General features: G+C 70.5%; 17 protein-coding genes and 1 pseudogene. 11 read left to right on the top strand and 7 right to left on the bottom strand.

Translation table 11 applies throughout. The features are described 5' to 3' along the window. Positions 1-9 precede the first annotated feature (9 nt). Positions 10-788, top strand: a pseudogene (argS, locus tag GUI43_RS05855) (arginine--tRNA ligase domain-containing protein); the annotation flags it as partial. Between the two features lie 21 nt (positions 789-809). On the opposite strand, the gene GUI43_RS05850 reads toward argS, so the two are convergent. From GUI43_RS05850 to GUI43_RS05840, 3 genes are all read right to left on the bottom strand, one after another. Continuing rightward, positions 810-1,151, bottom strand: coding sequence for an ArsR/SmtB family transcription factor (locus GUI43_RS05850; RefSeq protein ID WP_112585316.1), 342 nt, complete (start codon positions 1,149-1,151; stop codon positions 810-812). 189 nt (positions 1,152-1,340) lie between these two features. Further along, positions 1,341-2,534 (bottom strand): endo-1,4-beta-xylanase, encoded by a 1,194-nt coding sequence (locus tag GUI43_RS05845; RefSeq protein ID WP_112698241.1) that lies wholly within the window; start codon positions 2,532-2,534, stop codon positions 1,341-1,343. Between the two features lie 344 nt (positions 2,535-2,878). After that, on the bottom strand, positions 2,879-3,700 hold the full coding sequence (locus GUI43_RS05840) for a PIG-L family deacetylase (RefSeq protein WP_112698240.1): 822 nt from the start codon (positions 3,698-3,700) through the stop codon (positions 2,879-2,881). 180 nt (positions 3,701-3,880) lie between these two features. Between GUI43_RS05840 and GUI43_RS05835 the strand changes: the two genes are divergently transcribed. Then, entirely contained in the window at positions 3,881-4,786 is a 906-nt protein-coding gene (locus tag GUI43_RS05835) for an alpha/beta fold hydrolase (protein WP_112698239.1), read from the top strand. Positions 4,787-4,790: 4 nt separating this feature from the next. Here GUI43_RS05835 and prfH read toward each other — a convergent pair whose 3' ends face one another. Further along, entirely contained in the window at positions 4,791-5,420 is a 630-nt protein-coding gene (prfH, locus tag GUI43_RS05830) for a peptide chain release factor H (RefSeq protein WP_181518456.1), read from the bottom strand. Further along, the gene (locus tag GUI43_RS05825; RefSeq protein ID WP_112585325.1) at positions 5,417-6,604 is read right to left on the bottom strand and encodes an RNA ligase RtcB family protein; all 1,188 of its coding nucleotides are present in this window, start codon (positions 6,602-6,604) and stop codon (positions 5,417-5,419) included. Before GUI43_RS05825 ends, prfH begins: the two co-directional genes overlap by 4 nt. 172 nt (positions 6,605-6,776) lie before the next feature. Here GUI43_RS05825 and GUI43_RS05820 point away from each other — a divergent pair, with 172 nt between their 5' ends. Then, a complete protein-coding gene (locus GUI43_RS05820; protein ID WP_112698238.1) occupies positions 6,777-7,307 on the top strand; it encodes an AAA family ATPase in 531 nt (176 codons plus the stop codon). A gap of 44 nt (positions 7,308-7,351) precedes the next feature. On the opposite strand, the gene GUI43_RS05815 is transcribed toward GUI43_RS05820, so the two are convergent. Next, on the bottom strand, positions 7,352-7,990 hold the full coding sequence (locus GUI43_RS05815; RefSeq protein WP_249037662.1) for a class I SAM-dependent methyltransferase: 639 nt from the start codon (positions 7,988-7,990) through the stop codon (positions 7,352-7,354). A 119-nt stretch (positions 7,991-8,109) separates the two neighbouring features. On the opposite strand from GUI43_RS05815, the gene GUI43_RS05810 reads away from it, so the two are divergent. Continuing rightward, positions 8,110-8,865 (top strand): SDR family oxidoreductase, encoded by a 756-nt coding sequence (locus GUI43_RS05810; protein WP_112585331.1) that lies wholly within the window; start codon positions 8,110-8,112, stop codon positions 8,863-8,865. A gap of 9 nt (positions 8,866-8,874) precedes the next feature. Here the strand turns inward: GUI43_RS05810 and GUI43_RS05805 are convergent, their stop codons facing one another. After that, positions 8,875-11,106, bottom strand: coding sequence for a hypothetical protein (locus GUI43_RS05805; protein ID WP_112698237.1), 2,232 nt, complete (start codon positions 11,104-11,106; stop codon positions 8,875-8,877). A gap of 237 nt (positions 11,107-11,343) precedes the next feature. Here GUI43_RS05805 and GUI43_RS05800 point away from each other — a divergent pair, with 237 nt between their 5' ends. From GUI43_RS05800 to GUI43_RS05770, 7 genes are all read left to right on the top strand, one after another. Beyond that, the gene (locus tag GUI43_RS05800; RefSeq protein ID WP_112601656.1) at positions 11,344-12,492 is read left to right on the top strand and encodes an FUSC family protein; all 1,149 of its coding nucleotides are present in this window, start codon (positions 11,344-11,346) and stop codon (positions 12,490-12,492) included. Between the two features lie 90 nt (positions 12,493-12,582). Beyond that, the gene (locus tag GUI43_RS05795) at positions 12,583-13,107 is read left to right on the top strand and encodes a hypothetical protein (RefSeq protein WP_112585337.1); all 525 of its coding nucleotides are present in this window, start codon (positions 12,583-12,585) and stop codon (positions 13,105-13,107) included. Between the two features lie 73 nt (positions 13,108-13,180). After that, positions 13,181-14,023 carry a DUF4097 family beta strand repeat-containing protein gene (locus tag GUI43_RS05790; protein ID WP_112585339.1) on the top strand — a complete coding sequence of 281 codons (843 nt, stop codon included), beginning with the start codon at positions 13,181-13,183 and terminating at the stop codon, positions 14,021-14,023. 34 nt (positions 14,024-14,057) lie between these two features. Beyond that, positions 14,058-15,035, top strand: a complete 978-nt coding sequence (locus GUI43_RS05785) for an ATP-binding cassette domain-containing protein (RefSeq protein WP_112698236.1) — start codon at positions 14,058-14,060, stop codon at positions 15,033-15,035. Beyond that, entirely contained in the window at positions 15,032-15,820 is a 789-nt protein-coding gene (locus GUI43_RS05780) for an ABC transporter permease (protein WP_112698235.1), read from the top strand. Before GUI43_RS05785 ends, GUI43_RS05780 begins: the two co-directional genes overlap by 4 nt. 808 nt (positions 15,821-16,628) lie before the next feature. After that, positions 16,629-18,311 (top strand): ribulokinase, encoded by a 1,683-nt coding sequence (araB, locus tag GUI43_RS05775; protein ID WP_112698234.1) that lies wholly within the window; start codon positions 16,629-16,631, stop codon positions 18,309-18,311. After that, a complete protein-coding gene (locus tag GUI43_RS05770) occupies positions 18,308-19,000 on the top strand; it encodes an L-ribulose-5-phosphate 4-epimerase (RefSeq protein WP_211326649.1) in 693 nt (230 codons plus the stop codon). Before araB ends, GUI43_RS05770 begins: the two co-directional genes overlap by 4 nt. Positions 19,001-19,012 lie beyond the last annotated feature (12 nt).

Raw genomic sequence — 19,012 nt, 5'->3', positions numbered from 1 at the left:
GAAACGACCACCGACCTGGCCGCGCTGCGGCAGCGCGTCGGCGAGCTGGGCGCTACCCGGCTGCTGTACGTCGTCGGCCTACCGCAGCGGCAGCACTTCGCGATGGTGTTCGCCGTCGCTGAGGCGGCCGGCTGGCTCTGCCCGCCGGCCCGGGTCGAGCACCTCGGCTTCGGGTCCATCCTCGGCACCGACAGGCGGATGCTGCGCAGCCGGGCCGGTGAGTCGGTGAAGCTGGTCGGACTGTTGGAGGAGGCGGTCGCCCGTGCCACCGACCTGGCCCGGAGCAGGAACCCGGATCTGGACGTCGGGACCGCCGACGAGATCGGCCGCGCGGTGGGCATCGGTGCCATCAAGTACGCCGACCTGTCCGTCGACCGGACCAAGGACTACGTCCTGGACTGGGAGCGGATGTTGGCGCTGGACGGCAACACCGCGCCCTGCCTCCAGTACGCGTACGCCCGGATCCGGTCCGTGCTGCGGCGGGCCGGAACCGCTGTGCGGCCGGAAGCGCCCATCGTGGTGGCGCAGCCGGCGGAGCGGGCGCTCGCGGTCGAGCTGCTCGGCTCCGCCGGGGTGGTCGGCGAGTTGGAGGGGAGTCTCGAGTTCATCAGCTCGCCGGTTACCTGCACCGACTCGCGACCGCGTTCAACGCGTTCTACGAGCGCTGCCCGGTGTTGCGTGCCACCGATGAGCTGCGGGAGAGCCGCCTGCTGCTGGCCGAGCTGACCGCCCGGACCCTGCGGCAGGGGCTGCACCTGCTCGGCATCCGCACGCTGGAGCGGATGTGACGAGCCGGCCCTCCGGCCCGGTCAGCGGGCCCTCTTCGTCGCCCGCTTCCGGGGCGGCGTCAACAGGTCGGCGATCTGCGCGATCGCGGCGGGCACCAGGCGGTAGTACGCCCAGACCCCGCGCTTGTCGCGTTCAAGGAGGCCGGCCTCGGTGAGGATCCGAAGGTGATGACTCACCGTCGGCTGGGAGAGATTGAGCGCCGCGGTGAGGTCACTCACTGACGCCTCACCTTCCGGCGCGGACTGGATCAGGCTGAGCAACCGGAGTCGCGCCGGATCGGCGAAGGCCTTCAGCACCCCCGCTAGCCGCTCGGCATCGGCCCGCTTGATGGGATCGCCGGTGAGCGGCGAGATCGCAGGCATGGCAGTTTTCGCAGTTCCCACGCCTGCCATAGTGACACCAACACCATCAATAAACCGGCAGATCCGGCACCAGCCCTCCGATGGCGTCCGGATGGCGCAACGGAACCACCGAACGTGAGTCGAACGTCGACGTCCGTGGCGGCACACGGGCCGTGTGGAGCTTCGGGAAGCTCCACACGGCCCTGGGCGTCAGCGGCGGGGTTTGGGTGCGATGCGGGGCAGGACGTACGGCGGCCCTGCGAAGATCAGGTCGGACTTCAACTCCTGGTACGCCCGCTTGGGCTGGTAGTTCTCGTCGTAGATGGTGGCCAGGCCCTCCGGCGGGTCGTCGAACCAGCCCGGCACCCACGAATGTTTGTCACTGAAACCCCAGACGGTGTACGACAGGCAGCTCCGCACGGCGAGGCACGCCTTCATCAGCACGCTGAAGTTCGCGGCCGACGCCTGTAGCCGGGGGTTGATCTCCTCCGAGTTACCGGCCTGGACGCCCTCCGTCAGCTGGCTGCGGACGTCGACCTCGGTGAACGCGGTAGCGACGCCGAGCCCGCTGAACTTCTTCAGCGCGGCGGTCACCTGGAGGGTGTCGAAGTTGCCGTACTGGGTGCCCAGGTGCCCCTGGGAGCCGACACCGTCGATCGGGACGCCCTGGGCCCGCAGGCTCTTGGTCATGTCGTACACGAACTGGGTCTTGTCGTCCGCCGGGTTGCCCGAGCCGAACGCCTCGATGTTGTAGTCGTTGTAGAACAGCAGGGCCCTGGGGTCGGCGGCCCGCGCCCAGCGGAACGCGTCGGCGATGTAGCCGGGCCCGAGGTTCTGCGCCCAGAAGCCCTTGTAGTGCAGGGTCGACGGGGTGTCCCACGGGTCGCTGACCGCCTCGTTGACCACGTCCCACTGCCAGATCTTGCCCTTGTAGCGGTTCACGACGGTGGTGATGTGGTTGCGCAGCAGCTCGCGCAACTCCTGCTTGCTGATGGAGCCGTCGGCGACGCCGCTGGTCAACCAGGCCGGCAGCTGGTTGTGCCAGACCAGCACGTGGCCGCGCACGCTCTGCCGGTTGCGCTTGGCGAAGTCGACGAACTGGTCGGCCGGCCCCCAGTTGTAGGCGCCGCGGGTCGGCTCCAGGCTCTCCCACTTCATCACGTTCTCGGCGGTGACCGAGGCGAACTCTGAGGAGACCAGCTTGCGGTACTGCGGGTCGCTGGCGTCGTTGAGGGCATCCATGCTGACCGCGGTGCCGACGTGCAGGCCGTGGCGCAGGCCGAGGGTGCCGAGGCTCTGCGTCGTGGGGTCGTACGGGCGACTCGCGGTCGCCGGCACCGTGTTCAGCGTGGCGATGGTCGCGACGGCGACCAGGCCGACGGTCGACCACTGTCTTAACTTCATGGGCCTTCCCTTCCAGACGATCAATAGACAAATGTCGATCTAGGAGGTGAGGGTTCGGTGTTGACGGACGGGGAAGCCGATTGGGTCGGGTGACGCCGGTAGTTCCGGCCGGAAACCGGAAACTTGCTCGAAACGTTAAGCCGATCTATGTCTGGGCGTCAACGCTGAAAACTTCCGGAAATTCATCGCATGACCTGCCCAGCGCTGAGTGGCCAGCGTTCGAAACTTTCGGTGGCCGGCGACCGGTGCGGCGCCATGTTCGTGCGGTGGGCCATCGCGGCGCACGCCACCAGGCATCGTCAACCCGGTGGTCGACGATGCCTGGTGGCGCTACGGAAGAGTTGTCAGCGCAGGCCGGCGAAGAGGTCGTCCTCGGGGGTCGGCACGCCGGTCCGGTCCCGGACCCGCAGGAAGGTTTCCACGCCCATCAGCTCGGTGAACCGCTCCTCGCCCAGTTGCAGGAAGAAGATGTTCTCCGTCTGACTGGCGTGGGTGGCCAGCGCGCCGAACTTCTGCGCGCCGTACTTGCTGGTGTCGACCCAGGTGGTGATCTCGTCGTCGGGCAGACCGAGCTGCGGCTCCGTCGCGTCCGGCTCGGCCCACTCGACGCCGAGGTCCTTCATGATCCGGCCGAACTCCGCGAAGGCCGTCCGCGGCACCGTGGTCCAGTAGACCTTCGCCGGGACGTCCGTCTGCTCGACGGCGGCCATGGTGATCCGATGGGCCTGGATGTGGTCCGGGTGGCCGTAGAAACCGTTCTCGTCGTACGTGACGATCACGTCCGGCTGGTACCGCCGAATCAGCTCCGCGAGCCGGTCCGCCGCCTCCGACACCGGTGTCGTCCAGAACGCGCCGGGCAGGTCGTTGGTGGGCCAGCCCATCATCCCGGAGTCGGCGTAGCCGAGCGTCTCCAGGTGGGTGACGTTCAGCGTGGCGCAGCTGGCCTCCAGCTCGGCCTGACGCATCGCCACCACGGCGGCCGGGTCGTGCCCCTCCTCGCCCGGCTTGACCCCACCCGGGCCGTCCCCACATCGCCCGTCGGTGCAGGTAACCAGCACTGTGGTGACCCCCTCGGCGGCATAGCGGGCAAGGACGCCGCCGGTGCTCGTCGCCTCGTCGTCGGGGTGGGCGTGCACCGCCATCAGGGTCAGAGGTCGCTCAGCCATGCCATCACCCTACGGTCACCCGGCTACTCGCCCACGACCTCCACCGGGAAGGTCCGCGGGAGCGGGCATCCTACCCAGTTCGGCATCCGTCGAGCGGTCCTTGTGTGAACGGCGCTCAGACTCCGGGCAGGTCGCTAGATTCGGGCACATCCGAGCAGGTCCGGACGCGGGGAGAAGTCGATGGCAAGGGCCACTGGCGGGTTCACTGACCTGCGGCAGGTCGACGCCGGAGTCCTGAACGTCGGATACGTGGACGCCGGGCCGCCCGACGGAGACGCGGTGATCCTCCTACACGGATGGCCCTACGACATTCACAGCTTCGCCGACGTCGTGCCGCTGCTCACCGCCGCCGGTCAGCGGGTCGTCGTCCCGTACCTGCGGGGCTACGGCACGACCCGGTTCCTGTCCGACGACACCATGCGAAACGGTGAACCGGCCGCCATGGGGCTCGACCTCATCGCCCTGATGGACGCCCTGAACATCGACACCGCCAAGCTCGCCGGGTTCGACTGGGGCGCACGGACCGCCGATGTCGTCGCCGCGCTGTGGCCCGAACGCTGCCGGGGTCTGGTCTCGGTGAGCGGCTACCTGATCGACGGGCAAAAGTCGGGCACGGTCCCGTTGCCGCCGAAGGCGGAGTTCGCGTGGTGGTACCAGTACTACTTCGCCACCGAGCGCGGTCGGGAAGGGTACGACAAGAACCGGCGCGACTTCGCCAAGCTGATCTGGCACACCGCGTCCCCCAGGTGGACGTTCGACGACGCGACGTTCGACCGCAGCGCGGCGGCGTTCGACAACCCCGACCACGTCGACATCGTCATCCACAACTACCGCTGGCGGCTGGCCCTCGCCGACGGCGAGCCGCAGTACGAGGAGATCGAGGAGCGCCTGGCCGCGAAGCCGAAGATCACGGTGCCCAGTATCTCGCTGGAGGGCGATGCCAACGGTGCGCCGCACCTGGAGCCCACCGTCTACGGCAAGCAGTTCGCCGGCCCGTACGAGCACCGGACCGTCGGGGGCGGTGTCGGGCACAACCTGCCGCAGGAGGCGCCGCAGGCATTCGCGGACGCGGTGCTGAAGGTCTGAGTCGCTAGCCTCCCGGTCGCCGGGGTGTCGGGCGTTCCACCCGCACCGGATCGCCGCGGACCAGCTCGTCGTGGATGCGCCACCGGGCGGTGGTGACGGCACGCCGCGCCGCCTCGTCGCCCTGCTCGATGCGTCGGCGCAGCAGGTCCAGGGCGATCCGGCGGTTGAGGCTGAACTGCCGCTCCTCGTCCACCACGACCACCAGGCCCGAGGGGCGGTGCGTTGCGCGTACCGCCGTGCTGGCCTTGTTCCGGTGCTGACCACCCGGCCCGCCGGTGCGGCAGGCGACGATGTCGACGTCCGCCTCGCGAAACGTCGTCGGCGGAGCGTCGCGTTCGGGCGGCTGGGCGGTGACGTACCAGTTCTTCCGGCCCGTGCCCGACCGGTACGGGCTCGGGGCCTGCCAGCACAGCGTCCCGGTCCACGAGGCCGCGAACGCCTCGGCGTCGACGCCGGAGATCCGGATCAGGACCGACCGGTAGGTGCCGGCGCGGTCACCGGGAATCGCCTCGACCTGCTGGATCGTCAGACCTCGGCGGACGCCCTCGCCCCGCAGACGGTGCAGCAGTTGACTCAGTGCCCAGGCGCACTCCTGCGGCCCACGCCCGGCCGACATCAGCAGGAACGTGGTCACGAGCGGCCTCGCCGGCCGCGGTGGCCCCGCCGCTCCGAGCGTGCGGCGGACCCGAGGTCGGGTGTCTTGTAGGTGACCACTGGCGTCGTGCTGACCACCGGTGTGGCCAGCCGGTGCTCGACCAGGTCGGCGATCACCTGCTCGATGCGCTTGTACGCCGTGGGCGCCTCCTCGAAGAGCAGCTGCCGGTCACCGCACACCACCAGCGAACCCACCGGGGTACGGCGTAGCTCTTCGACCGTGTGCTTGGCCCGGCCCCGCCGCAGGGCGTCGGCGCGCGACATCTTGCGGCCGGCGCCGTGTGCCACCGAATGGTTGGCCTCCGGTCCGGCGTGCGCGGCCACCAGGTAGGACGCCGTTCCCCGGGTACCGGCGATCAGAACATCGCGCCCGTCACCCGGCGCCGCTCCCTTGCGGTGCAGGTAGATTCCGTCCCGGACCTCGACCAGGTTGTGGCACTGGTCGACGATCGGCGTGGTGGGCTCGGCCCCCAACGCGTGCGCCACCCGGGCGGCCAGCACCCGGCGGTTGAGCGAACCCCAGCGTACGGCGTCGTCGTGCATGCCCAGGTAGGCGGCGGGGTCGGGTGCCGCCCCGGCGCCGTGGACCTCGGTGTGCGCCCGCAGGATCCGCTCGCCCAGACCACGGGAACCGCTGTGCACGATCAGCACGAGATCGCCCGCGTCGAGCCCGAGCCGGCCTGCGTGTCGTACGTCGAAGACGGTGTCGACGCGGGCCAGCTCCACGAAGTGGTTACCGCGGCCCACCGTTCCGAGGCCGTCCAGGTGACCGGCCGGAACGTCACCGTCGACGGTGGCCCAGGCGGGGTCGTCGGCGTCGCGCACCGGGTCGAGGGCCTGGTCGAGGTCGGGGAACCGGGCGGCGAGCCGTTCCGGTACGGCCCGCTTGAGCTTGATCGGAAACACGGCGATGCCGCAGCCGATGTCGGAGCCCACCAGAAACGGGTACAGCACTGTCGACGCCATGGCCGCGCCGATGGGCGCGCCCTTGCCGGGATGCAGGTCCGGCATCGCGGCGACGTGCCGCATGCCGTCCAGGGCGGCGACCTGTTGGCACTGTGCGAGCGCGTCGGACTCGATCCAGCTCGCGGGAGACGCGAACACCGTGACGGTGGCCGGGGCGGACGGGGGCAGGGGCTCCCGAGGGAGGTGGTGCTGGGACAAGGAGGCTCATCTCTGACTGCGAACGTGAAAGCGGACGGCGTCACGGCCCCCGGGAGGCGTCACCGGTGGCGCGGAGCACTGGGTGGAGTCCGTCAGTACGTCATGGACGTCACTCTGGCCGAGGCACGCCAGGCACGACAACTGATTTTCCTTCACGACGTACGCTGCCGCGATGAGCGCACCGCGTCGCATCCTGGTCTACGGGGTGTACGGCTCCGGCAAGTCCACCCTCGCGGCGCGTTTGGCCGAACACCTCGGACTGCCCTGGTATCCGGTGGACGATCTGCTCTGGCAACCGGGCTGGGTCGAGGTGCCGGTCAACCAGCAACGCAGCCGGATCGAGGAGATCTGCCGACGGGACCGCTGGATCATCGACGGGGCGTACCACGGCTGGCGGGACGTCCCGATGGCCCGCGCCGACCTGGTCGTCGGCCTGGACTATCCACGGTGGCGTTCGTTCGGGCGGTTGCTCCGCCGCACCGTCCGCCGGGTGGTCACCGGCGAGGTGATCTGCAACGGCAACCGTGAGTCGCTGAGCAGTGTGCTGTCCCCGGACTCGATCCTCGTGTGGCACGTCACCGCGTTCGGCCGGGCCCGACGGCGGATGCGGGCCTGGCAGGCCGACCCGTCCGCGCCGCCAGTGGTGTTACTGCGCTCCCCGGCGGAGCTGGACGTCTGGATGGCCGGGTTGCCCCGCCGCTGAGGCCACGCGAGGCGCGGACAGCCGCCGAACTGACCTGGGGTTGATCAGGTCGGCCTGACCGCGCGGCCGAGGACACAGGGGGAGGAGGGGCTGTTGCTGGTGGCCGGGAAACGGAACCTGCGCAGTTCCTCCACCTCGAAGCCGGCCGCGCCGATGGCGGCGACGGTGTCGCGGTTGGTGTGGCAGCCGGCGAACAGCTTCGGCCACAGTGTGGCGTCGAGGAGTCGTTGGGCGCGGTGCAGACCGGTGGCCTCCTCGGCGGCCACGTGCTCGAAGAACCGCACCTGGCCTCCGGGGCGCAGCACCCGGCTTATCTCGGCCAATGCGCTCGCCTGATCGGGCACGGTGCACAGCACCAACGCGACCACCGCCGCGTCGAACTCGCCGTCCCCGGCGGGCAGCGCCTCGGCCAGACCGTCGACGACAGTGACCGGAACCGGTGCGGCAGACGCGGCGCGCTCGGCAGCGGCACGCAGACGCCGCTCCGGTTCGACAGCGAGAACCTGGGTCACCCCCGGCGGGTAGTGGGCGAACATCCGCCCGTTGCCCGCGCCGATCTCGATCACCCGGCCGGAGAGGCCGGCGACCAGGTCCCGCCGGAACGCCGCAGTGCCGGCGCGGTCCATTGCGACGCTGAGCCGCTCGTAGACCCGAGCGAACACCGGGTGGGACACCGTGGCCACGTCGACCTCCTGATCTCCGTCGAACTGTTCTCCGGCGATTGTCCTGCATCCGTGCACGCTTTCCGTCTTACTGGTTGGCAGCACGATTCAAACCAGTGCAGACAGGACGTGGTTCGACCATGAAGATCGTCGTCATCGGAGGCAGCGGCCTCATTGGTTCCAAGCTCGTGGACCGCCTCGGTTCTCAGGGCCACGAGGCGGTGCCGGCATCGCCGAAAACCGGCGTGAACACCCTGACCGGCGAGGGTGTGGCCGATGCGCTCACCGACGCCGAGGTCGTCGTCGACGTGTCGAACTCGCCGTCGTTCGAGGACGCCGCCGTACTGGAGTTCTTCGAGACCTCGACCCGGACGCTCCTCGCCGCCGCGTCGGACGCCGGGGTGAACCACTACGTGGCGCTCTCCATCGTGGGGTGCGACCGGATCCCGGACAGCGGATACATGCGCGCGAAGGTCGCCCAGGAGAAGCTCATCGTCGCGTCCGGACTCCCGTACTCGGTGGTGCACGCCACCCAGTTCTTCGAGTTCCTCCAGGGCATCATCGACACCGCCACGGACGGCGACACCGTGCACCTCGCGCCGGTACTCATTCAGCCCATGGCCGCGGACGACGTCGCGGCCGCGGTCGCCGAGGTCGCGCTCGGCGCGCCGACGAACTCCGTGGTCGAGGTGGCCGGGCCGGAGCAGTTCCGCCTCGACGAACTGGGCCGGTCCCTCCTCGCCGACCAACAGGACCCTCGTTCGGTGGTGGCCGACCCCGACGCCCGCTACTTCGGCGCGAAGCTGGGCGAACGCTCGCTCGTCCCGGCCGATGGCGCCCGCCTCGCCGGCACCGCCCTGGACGACTGGCGTGCACGGGCGGGCCGGGGACGCTGAGCCGGCCCGCTACCTCGGCGTCCCGGGCGTATCTGCCCGCCCACCGAGGCGCTGCACCAACTCCTGTACCGCCTCGGTGAACGGCTCGTCGGACTCGCCCGGCCAGTGCCCGTGGATGGGTGGGGCGACGCTGTCCCCGGGGGGTGTCACCACGTCACGGGGATCACGCTGTCGACGATCCACAGCGGCGGCCGGGTCACCGGCGGTGGCCGGCGCAGGTGCGGGACGCGGTGAGAAGATCCAGCCACCGATGGGGTCGGTGTCGCGCCACAGGTTCACCCAACGCCAACCCACCCGCCGGCCGATCTCGTGCAGTGCCGCGTCGTCGACGTACGCGGGGAAGAGCCGTGCGTAGAGGCGGCGCAGCGGGGATCCGTGGGTGAGCAGGGCGACCCGGTCGCCGACCTGCGGCGGCAGTTGAAGCACCGTGGCGGCGAGCAGAACCGAGCCGTGGCTGTGCCCGGTGAGCAGCACCGCGTCGCCGCGCTCGACCAGATAGGTGATCCGGCGGGCCAACTCCGGCACGGCCCGCTCGGAGTAGCAGGGCGGTGCGAACGGGTGGGCGGCCCGGGGCCAGAAGGTGCCGAGATCCCAGAGGACACCGATGTGCCGCCGGTACGGTTCGGTCCGGTACGCGAAGATGCCGCCGATGATCAGACCGAGGATGATCGCCGCGATCACCCAGCTACCGAACGCGATCGTGAACGTGATCGCGCCCGCCGGCAATCCGATGTTCCGCTCGATGACGTCGCCCGGGACCTGCCCGAGCAGGCCGATGGTGGTGGTGGCCGTGCCGAGTCCGGCGAGGCAACCGTAGAGCACGGCCAGCGGCACCAGCTTCTCGGTGAATCGAGCCCGGGCTATCGCGTCTCGGACCTGCCGCAGTCGGGGCCCTGCCTCGGCCGGCGGGTCCGGGAAGTCGCGCGCGACGATCGCCGCGGCGGCCCGCCGTCGACCGCGACGGGAGATCACTATGACGAGGCCGGCGACGATCGCGGTGAAAAGCACCGCGCGGAAGAAGCCGTAGATCGCCCAGGTGTAGGCGCGGGGTGGGCCGGAGGCGATGCCCGCTCCGGTGGACACGCCGCGGTCCAGGAAGTCCGCCACCCGGTAGACCAGTTCGGCGGAGTACGCCACCGCCATGCTGATCCCGATGGCGGCGACAACGAGAGCGCCGAGCCCGAACAGCGGGGTGGCGCCGTGTTCCCGGCGCCGGTGCCAGAGCAGCACCACGCCCAGCGCGGTCAGCAGCGTCGTCTGAGCCACGAACAGACCAGTCAGCGTCGAGTCGTAGCCGGGGAGTTCCCGCTCCTGAGGCCAGGTTTGCGAACTGGTCAGCACGAGCGCCACGACGACCACGGTCAGGCTGATGGCGGCGGTCCGGAGGGTGCGGGTGACCCGGTCGAGCCGTTTGTCGCCGGGGGCCCGGTCCATCAGCGGCGGTGTGCAGAGCAGTCCCACGCAGCCCGTCAGGATCACCCCCGTGATCGCCGTCAGCGCGATCGTGACCGGCGAGGCGTCACTGGCGCCCCGGGCCAGGAGCAGGACGAGGTCCAGCGCCGCGAAGGCCGCCGCGACGTGGATGGCGCGCAACCGGCCCACCAGTGGTTCGGCGTCCCACTGGCCGACCGTGCCGAGCCGAGACGCGGAGGTGCCCTGCTCGGGTGCCCGGAACGCCTCGAAGGTCCGCCCCGGACGGCAGCTGACCCGCCAGATCAGACCGACCGCGGCGGCCGGGACCAGCGCGAGCACCGCCAGCCGCAGTCCGATCGGGCGTCCACCCAACCAGGACAACCAACTGCGTCCCGCCAGGCAGTCCGGCGAGGCCAGGCACTTCCAACCGACGAGGTCCAGGGCGACCCCGGCGATGGCGAGCACGTACAACACGGTGAGCGTGAGCGCCAGCAACCGGCACAGGGACTTGACCGTCGCCTCGGAACGTGGGTTCGCCGGGCGCATCCAGATCGCGACGTTCACCAGCATGAAGGGGAGCAGGAAGACCACCGCCAGGGTGCGGGCCACGGTCCCGGAGGGCAGGTCACCCCAGCGGTACGCCTCAAGCGTCACCCCGTGCGCGCCGGCGCTGTCCGGGTACCGCGGGCGCGGCCGGTAGAACCCGCCACTGCGGTCGCCGGCGACCTGCCCGGTCTGTTGCAGGTCCAGCACCTGTGCGGCGCTCGCGCCGGAGACTCCGTGCACCCGCAGCTCCACGACGTCACCGGAGTCGTCCGGCCCGCTCAACCGCGCTGATCCATCCGACGTCCCCCCGAGGCGTCTCGCAGCCCTTGTCCCGCGACCCAGCCCGACGTCACGCGCCCGGGCCGCCCGACCGCGGTGACGGCAGAGCCGGGTCTACCCGATCCGGACGCCCTCAATCTCGGCCGGCCGGGCGCTACCGCCCAGGCGGGCCCGACCGGCGGCCACCGGCCGAGCCATGCCGGCGAGGATTGATCCGGTCGTGGCGGGGTAGGTGCCGCCATGGTCGCTGCCGGTCGGCGCGGAGCGGACGCGGGCCCGTCGACCGTCGCCCGGTGGTGGGACCGCTTGGTGGCCGCGTTGCGCGACCGGGTCCGTCGGGTACGAACCATCGGCGGCCTGGCCCTACAGGCCGGCCTGGCAGCGGCGCTGTCCTGGCTGGTGGCGCATTCGCTGCTGCAGGTGTCGCAGCCGGTCTTCGCGCCGATCTCCGCCGTCTCGACGCTCGCCGCGTCAGTCGGCCAGCGGTTGCGTCGCACCGTCGAGCTGATCATCGGCGTCACCGTCGGAGTGCTGATCGGCGACCTGCTCCTCCTGGTGATCGGCACCGGGTGGTGGCAGCTCGCCCTGATCGTCGTGCTGGCGATCGTCGTCGCGCTCTTCCTCGTGGGTAGCGCGGCGGTGGTGATCCAGGCGGGGGCGACGGCGGTGCTCATCGCCACGCTCAGCCCGGCCGTCCGGGATCTGGAGATCCCCCGGTTCGTGGACGCGCTCGTCGGGGGAGGGGTGGCGCTGCTGGTCACCGCCGTGTTGCTGCCGCTGAACCCGCTGCGGGTGCTCAACCGGGCCGCGCGACCGGCGTTGGATCTCCTCGCGACCCAGCTTGACGCCACCGCCGAGGCGCTGGCCGAGCGGGATGCCGCTCTGGCCCGTACCGCCCGGGGTGAGCTGCGGCAGAGCGCGGGCCGGTTGAAGGCGTTCGTCGAGGCGACCCAGGGCGCCCGGGAGGCGAGCACCCTGTCACCGGTGTACTGGCATCAACGGCACGGGCCGGTGGGCCGCTACGCGCAGGCGGCGGAGCCGATCGACCGGGCGATGCGCAACAGCGGCACCCTGATCCGACGATCGGTGACGCTCATCGAGGACGGCGAGCCGGTGCCGAAGTCGCTGCCGACGGCGGTGGCCGACCTCGCCGACGCGGTCCGCCTCCTCAAGCGGCAGTTCGCCGCCGGCGCCGAGCCGAACCGGGCCCGGGAGCAGGCGCTGCGGGCGGTCCGGACCGCCGGGCACGCCTATCGGGACGGCGTTGGCTTCTCCGGTGCGGTGGTGGTGGCACAGGTCCGGACGACAGTCAGTGACCTCCTGGTCGCCTCCGGCCTGAACCAGGAGGACGCGAATCACCTGGTCAGGAGGATTTTCGGCGACCTCTGAGAGCCAGGTGATCCCGGCTGAGCCAAGCGACGGCATCTTTCTGAGCCATCTCTGTTGCACTGTGAGCCAAAGTGGTGCCATGATGGTGCCATGGAGCTGAGGTCATACGTCGAGAACCTGCGTAACGAGTTCGCCGTGGCCGCGGAGGGCGTGGACCCGGAGGCCCGGGCGTTGGCCGAACGACTCTTCGCGCAGTTGGAGGCGGCCACCCGTCTCACGCTGCTCGAAGCGCTGTCCGACGCGGCCGACGAGATCACCCGTGACCTCGCGCCGGGTTCGGTGCACGTTCGGTTGCGCGGGCGCGAGCCCGACTTCGTGGTGACGCCGGCCAGCCCGCCGGTCGAGGTGGCGAGCGAGCCCAGTGGCCCGCCACCGCTGTCGGTGCCGGTGTCCGTGCCCGACGGTGACGAGGGCGGCACCTCGCGGATCAACCTGCGGCTCCCCGACCACCTGAAGGCCAGCGTCGAGGACGCCGCCGGCCGCGCTGGGCTCTCGGTCAACGCCTGGCTGGTGCGCGCCGTCGCCGGTGCCATCGGGGCGGGCGATACGCAGCGTCGTCCACCGCGCCGGGTGGAGCCGACCTCCGGCCAGCACTTCACCGGCTGGGCCCGCTAACTTCCCGTACCCCTTCCACCACCACGCCGCTGACCAGCGGCGACCTCCGCCGACCACAGTTCGGGAGACCACCATGCCTGTTTTCGAGACGCCAGAACCGATTTCCGTCCAGATCGAGCTGCCGATCGGCGATGCCTGGATCGCCGCGAGCGACCGCACCGACACGGTGGTGACGGTGCGGCCCCGCGACCCGTCGAGCAAGGCCGACGTGAGCGCCGCCGAGCAGAGCACCGTCGAGTTCACCGCCGGGCGACTGGTGATCCGCGTACCGAAGAGCTGGCGCCGCTACGGGTTCGGCCCCGGGCCGTCGGTCGACGTCCAGATTGAGGTGCCGACCGGGTCACGGGTGTACGCCGAGGCGGCGTGGGCGGCATTCCGCTGCGAGGGTCGGCTCGGCGAGTGTCGGATCAAGACCGGCAGCGGCATCCGTCTTGACGAGACCGGGCCGTTGGAGATCGACAGCAGCCACGGCGAGGTCGCTGTCGAGCGTGTGCTGGGCTCCGCCCGGGTGAAGGCCTCGTCCGGCAAGGTGCGCATCGGCGCGGTCGACGGCACCGCCGAGATCAAGAACTCGTCCGGCGACTGCTGGATCGGCCACAGCGGTGGCGACGTCCGGATCAACACCGCCTACGGCGACATCACAGTGGACGCCTCGCAGGCCTCGGTGACGGCGCGCACCGCCTACGGCAACCTGCGGCTCGGCGCGGTCACTCGCGGCGCGATCGACGCACAGACCTCCTTCGGCGCGATCGAGGTCGGCATCCGTCGCGGGACCGCCGCCTGGCTCGACGTCAGTTCCAAGCACGGCCGCGTGCACAACGCGCTGGAGTCGACCGACAGCCCGGCGCAGACCGACGAGACGGTCGAGGTCCGGGCGAACACCTCCTACGGCGACATCATGATCCGCCGCGCCTGACCCCACCGCCCCGCCGACCACAAATGAGGAGACCATGACCAGCTCCATGAACCCCGCGATCGTCGCCACCGACCTGCGCAAGTCCTACGGCGACAAGGTCGTGCTGAACGGCATCGACCTGATGATCACCGAGGGCACCATCTTCGCGTTGCTCGGTCCGAACGGCGCCGGCAAGACCACCACCGTGCAGATCCTCTCCACCCTGATCGACGCCGACGGCGGTAACGCCCGCGTCTTCGGCCACGACCTGACCCGGGAACCCGACGCGGTACGCGCGCTGATCGGCGTCACCGGCCAGTTCTCCGCCGTCGACAACCTGCTCACCGGTCGGGAGAACCTGATCCTGATGGCCGACCTGTGCCACCTGGACAGGGCCGCCGGTCGGCGGCGGATCGCCGACCTGCTCGACCAGTTCGACCTGACCGAGGCGGCGGGCAAACCGGTGTCGACGTACTCCGGTGGCATGCGCCGACGCCTCGACCTCGCGATGACCCTGGTCGGCGAGCCCCGGGTCATCTTCCTCGACGAGCCGACCACCGGCCTCGACCCACGCAGCCGCCGGGCCATGTGGCACATCATCCGCGCGCTCGCCGCCGAGGGCGTGACCATCCTGCTCACCACGCAGTACCTGGAGGAGGCCGACCAGCTCGCCGACCGGGTGGCGTTCCTCGACCACGGCCGACTGATCGCCGAGGGCACGCCGCGCGAGCTCAAGCGGCTCATCCCGGGCGGCCACGTCGTGTTGCAGTTCGCCGACCAGGAGGGGCTCGACTCGGCGGCCCGGACGTTCGGCGCCGCCACCCGGGACGACGCGGCGCTCACCCTCCAGGTGCCGAGTGACGGCGGGGTCGGGTCGCTGCGATCCCTGCTCGACCAGCTCGACCGCGCCTCGATCAGCGTGGCGGGGCTCTCCGTCCACACCCCCGACCTCGACGACGTCTTCCTCACCCTCACCGGTCAGCCCGACACGCGGGCCAGCCGACCCGACCACGAAAGGGCTCCCGCGCGATGAGCACCCTCTCCCTCGCCGTCCGCGACTCGAGCACCATGCTGCGGCGAAACCTGCTGCACATGCGGCGGTACCCGTCGATGACGTTCCTGCTCATCGGCATCCCGATCATCATCCTGCTGCTCTTCGTCTACGTCTTCGGCGGCACGCTCGGCGCCGGTCTCGGCCCGTCCGGCGACCGCTCCCAGTACGCCAACTACGTCACCCCCGGCATCCTGCTCATCACTGTGGTCAGCGCCGCGCAGGGCACCGCCATCTCGGTCGCGATGGACATGACCGAGGGGATCATCGCCCGGTTCCGCACGATGTCGATCTTCCGACCGTCGGTCCTCACGGGTCACGTACTGGGCAGCCTGGTGCAGACCATGCTCAGCCTCGCGGCCGTCACCGTCGTGGCGCTGCTGGTCGGGTTCCGGCCCACGGCCAACCCGGTCGAATGGCTCGCCGCGATCGGCGTACTCGCCATGATCACCTTTGCGCTCACCTGGCTGTCCGTCGCCCTCGGCCTGGTCAGTGACAGCGTCGAGACGGCCAGCAACCTGCCCATGCCGCTGATCCTCCTGCCGTTCCTCGGCAGCGGGTTCGTCCCCACCGACTCCATGCCGACCGCCGTGCGGTGGTTCGCGGACTACCAGCCCTTCACGCCCGTCATGGAGACCCTTCGCGGCCTGCTGCTGGGTACCGGGATCGGCGCCAACGGGATCATCGCGATCGTCTGGTGCGCCGTCATCACCGTGGGTTGCTTCCTCTGGGCCAAGGCCCTGTACAACCGCAATCGGACGGCCTGATCCGTCCGGCGCGCTCGGTCCCGCCAACGCAACGGAGAGCCGGCGGCTCGGCCCACAGGGGTCGGGCCGCCGGCTCGTGGCGTAGTACGACCGGTAGGTCGACTGCGCGAGTGCGTGATCGGGCGGTGGGTCGGCGCGCGAGCGCGAAGTGCGACCGGCGGGTCGGCGGCCGGGGCGCGTGATCGGGCGGCGGACCGCCGGCGCGAGTGCGTGATCGACTCGGCTTTCGTGAATTCGGCCGATCACGCCGCCGCGGACCCCGCGACTTCAAGAAGCGCGAGTGGATCTTGCTTTCCGGGGCTGCCCGACGCGCCGTTGGGCGCGGGCGCCGACCGGAGGACGCGGGCACACCAAGACGTTGAATGTTATCGATAACACAGGCATGCCGTCCGGCTTTGCGGTGCGTCGGTCGCCCTCTGGAGCGCTCAGCCATGAGCCCGCATGGTCGTCGATGGCTGTCGGGCGGATCCGGGCACGTGACCGCGACGCCCTGGGAATGTTATCGCTGCCATCACTGGCGGGGGGAGAAGTGGTCGCTATCGGACGGCAACGCCGCGGTGTGCGGCGCACTGGACCTGTCGCGCCGCCTGTCGACGGGTCTCCGGGTGGCACTCGTACCGGACGCGGGCCCCATTCGTCGGATGGCTGTCGCACTTGAGGGTGGAATCTTGGGGTTTGCGCCGGTCCGCTATCTACCCTCCCGAGTCGGTCCGCCTTCCGCGTTCCGTTACGGAGCTGTTGCGGGTAGATGTCTTGACGAGCCTGGATGTGAGCGTTAACACTATCCCCGTTAACGGTGGAGGTGAACATGAACCGTGTGGACGGAGCTGACGACCGCTACGTCGTCGGTGTCGACTACGGCACCCTGTCCGGGCGAGCTCTGGTGGTCCGTGTCGGCGATGGTGCCGAGTTGGGGACCGCGGTGCACGAGTACGGCGATGGCGTGATCAGCACGGCGCTTCCGGGGGGTCGAACGCTGCCCCCGGACTGGGCCCTGCAGAACCCACAGGACTACCGCGACGTTCTGCGGTACGCCGTTCCGGCGGCGGTGTCCGCCGCGGGGGTGGACCCGGCGGCGGTGGTCGGCATCGGCATCGACTTCACCGCCTGCACCGTGCTGCCGACGCTCGCCGACGGCACCCCGCTGTGCGAGACGCCCGAGCTGCGCGACCGACCGCACGCCTGGGTCAAGCTGTGGAAGCACCACGCCGCGCAGCCGCACGCCGACCGGATCAACGCGCTGGCCCATGAGCGGGCCGAGCCGTGGATCGGCCGGTATGGCGGCAAGATCTCCGCTGAGTGGCAGTACGCCAAGGGTCTGCAGATCCTGGAGGAGGACCCGGAGGTCTACGACCGGGCCGAGCGCTTCATCGAGGCGGCCGACTGGATCGTCTGGCAGCTCTGCGGCACCGAGACCCGTAACGTCTGCACGGCCGGCTACAAGGGCATCCTGCAGGACGGTCACTACCCCTCCGAGGGCTTCCTGACCGCGCTCAACCCCAACTTCGGGGACTTCGTGGCCAAGCTGGACGGTCCGTTGCTGCCCCTCGGCGCCCGGGCCGGCGCGCTCACCGCCCAGGCCGCCGCCTGGACCGGCCTGCCGGAGGGGATCGCGGTGGCCGTCGGCAACGTCGACGCGCACGTCACCGCGGCGTCCGCGCAGGCGGTGCAGCCCGGCCGGCTGGTCGCCATCATGGGCACCTCGACCTGCCACGTCGTCAACGGCGCGGAGGTCGCCGAGGTGGCCGGCATGTGCGGTGTGGTGGACGGTGGCATCAGCCCCGGCGCGTGGGGTTACGAGGCCGGGCAGAGCGGTGTCGGCGACATCTTCGGCTGGTTCGTCGACCACGCCGCCCCGGCGGGCGTCGACTCGCACGAGCGCCTCACCGAACTGGCCGCGAGTCAGCCCGTCGGCGGGCACGGCCTGATCGCCCTGGACTGGTGGAACGGCAACCGTTCCCTGCTGGTCAACCACGACCTCAGCGGGATGATCGTCGGCATGACCCTGGCCACCCGGCCGGCGGACATCTACCGGGCCCTGCTGGAGTCCACCGCGTACGGCACCCGGATGATCATCGAGGCGTTCGTCGACGCCGGAGTCCCGGTGAACGACCTGGTGATCGCCGGTGGTCTGACCAACAACGCGCTGCTGATGCAGATCTACGCCGACGTGACCAGGCGACCGCTGAACATCATCGCCTCGGCGCAGGGGCCGGCGCTGGGCTCGGCGATCCACGCCGCCGTCGCCGCCGGTGAGTTCCCCTCGATCCACGAGGCGTCGCAGGCGATGGGTCGGGTGCACGAGGCCGTCTACCGCCCGGACCCCGAGCGGGCCCGCGCCTACGACGCCCTCTACGCCGAGTACCGGGCACTGCACGACCACTTCGGACGTGGCGGCAACGACGTCATGCTCCGTCTGCGGGCGATCCGCAACGCGGCGGTCGAGACCGCCGCGACCACCCACGAGGCCCCGCTGGAGGTGGTGGCGTGAACGCCGAGGTGACCCGACAGATCGCCGAGCTGCGTGAGACCGTCGCCCGCCTGCACGCCGAGTTGACCCGGTACAACCTGGTCGCCTGGACGTCCGGCAACGTCTCCGCGCGGGTCCCCGGCCAGGACCTGATGGTGATCAAGCCGAGTGGGGTGAGCTACGACGACCTCACCGCGGCCACGATGGTGGTGTGCGACCTCGACGGCGTTCTCGTCGAGGGCGACTTCGCCCCGTCCAGCGACACCGCCGCCCACGCCTACGTCTACCGGGCCATGCCCGAGGTCGGCGGCGTCGTGCACACGCACAGCTCGTACGCGACCGCCTGGGCCGCGTGCGGGGAGTCGATCCCCTGCCACCTCACCGCCCAGGCAGACGAGTTCGGTGGGGAGATCCCGATCGGCCCGTTCGCGCTGATCGGCGGTGACGACATCGGCAAGGGCATCGTCGCCACGCTCGCCGGGCACCGCTCGCCCGCGGTGCTGATGCGGAACCACGGCGTGTTCACCATCGGCCGCGACGCCCGCGCGGCGGTCAAGGCGGCGGTCATGTGCGAGGACGTGGCCCGTACCGCGCACCTCGCCCACACCCTTGGGCAGCCGGTCACGATGGCCCAGGCAGACATTGATGCTCTTTATGACCGTTACCAGAACGTCTACGGTCAACAACCAGTCGCACCGGCGGGTTCCTGACCCCTGCACCGA

Origin of the sequence: Micromonospora noduli, assembly GCF_003264365.1 — a bacterium.
GTDB classification, from domain to species: Bacteria; Actinomycetota; Actinomycetes; order Mycobacteriales; family Micromonosporaceae; genus Micromonospora; species Micromonospora noduli.
Note: the sequence above shows the minus strand (reverse complement) of the source record. Positions and strands in the feature narration are given on the sequence as shown.

Bases quoted from the DNA above. Each gene is read 5' to 3' on its own strand.
- GUI43_RS05850 (WP_112585316.1), bottom strand. From the start codon at position 1,151: ATGCCTGCGATCTCGCCGCTCACCGGCGATCCCATCAAGCGGGCCGAT.
- GUI43_RS05845 (WP_112698241.1), bottom strand. From the start codon at position 2,534: ATGAAGTTAAGACAGTGGTCGACCGTCGGCCTGGTCGCCGTCGCGACC.
- GUI43_RS05840 (WP_112698240.1), bottom strand. From the start codon at position 3,700: ATGGCTGAGCGACCTCTGACCCTGATGGCGGTGCACGCCCACCCCGAC.
- GUI43_RS05835 (WP_112698239.1), top strand. From the start codon at position 3,881: ATGGCAAGGGCCACTGGCGGGTTCACTGACCTGCGGCAGGTCGACGCC.
- GUI43_RS05820 (WP_112698238.1), top strand. From the start codon at position 6,777: ATGAGCGCACCGCGTCGCATCCTGGTCTACGGGGTGTACGGCTCCGGC.
- GUI43_RS05810 (WP_112585331.1), top strand. From the start codon at position 8,110: ATGAAGATCGTCGTCATCGGAGGCAGCGGCCTCATTGGTTCCAAGCTC.
- GUI43_RS05800 (WP_112601656.1), top strand. From the start codon at position 11,344: ATGGTCGCTGCCGGTCGGCGCGGAGCGGACGCGGGCCCGTCGACCGTC.
- GUI43_RS05795 (WP_112585337.1), top strand. From the start codon at position 12,583: ATGGAGCTGAGGTCATACGTCGAGAACCTGCGTAACGAGTTCGCCGTG.
- GUI43_RS05790 (WP_112585339.1), top strand. From the start codon at position 13,181: ATGCCTGTTTTCGAGACGCCAGAACCGATTTCCGTCCAGATCGAGCTG.
- GUI43_RS05785 (WP_112698236.1), top strand. From the start codon at position 14,058: ATGACCAGCTCCATGAACCCCGCGATCGTCGCCACCGACCTGCGCAAG.
- GUI43_RS05780 (WP_112698235.1), top strand. From the start codon at position 15,032: ATGAGCACCCTCTCCCTCGCCGTCCGCGACTCGAGCACCATGCTGCGG.
- araB (WP_112698234.1), top strand. From the start codon at position 16,629: ATGAACCGTGTGGACGGAGCTGACGACCGCTACGTCGTCGGTGTCGAC.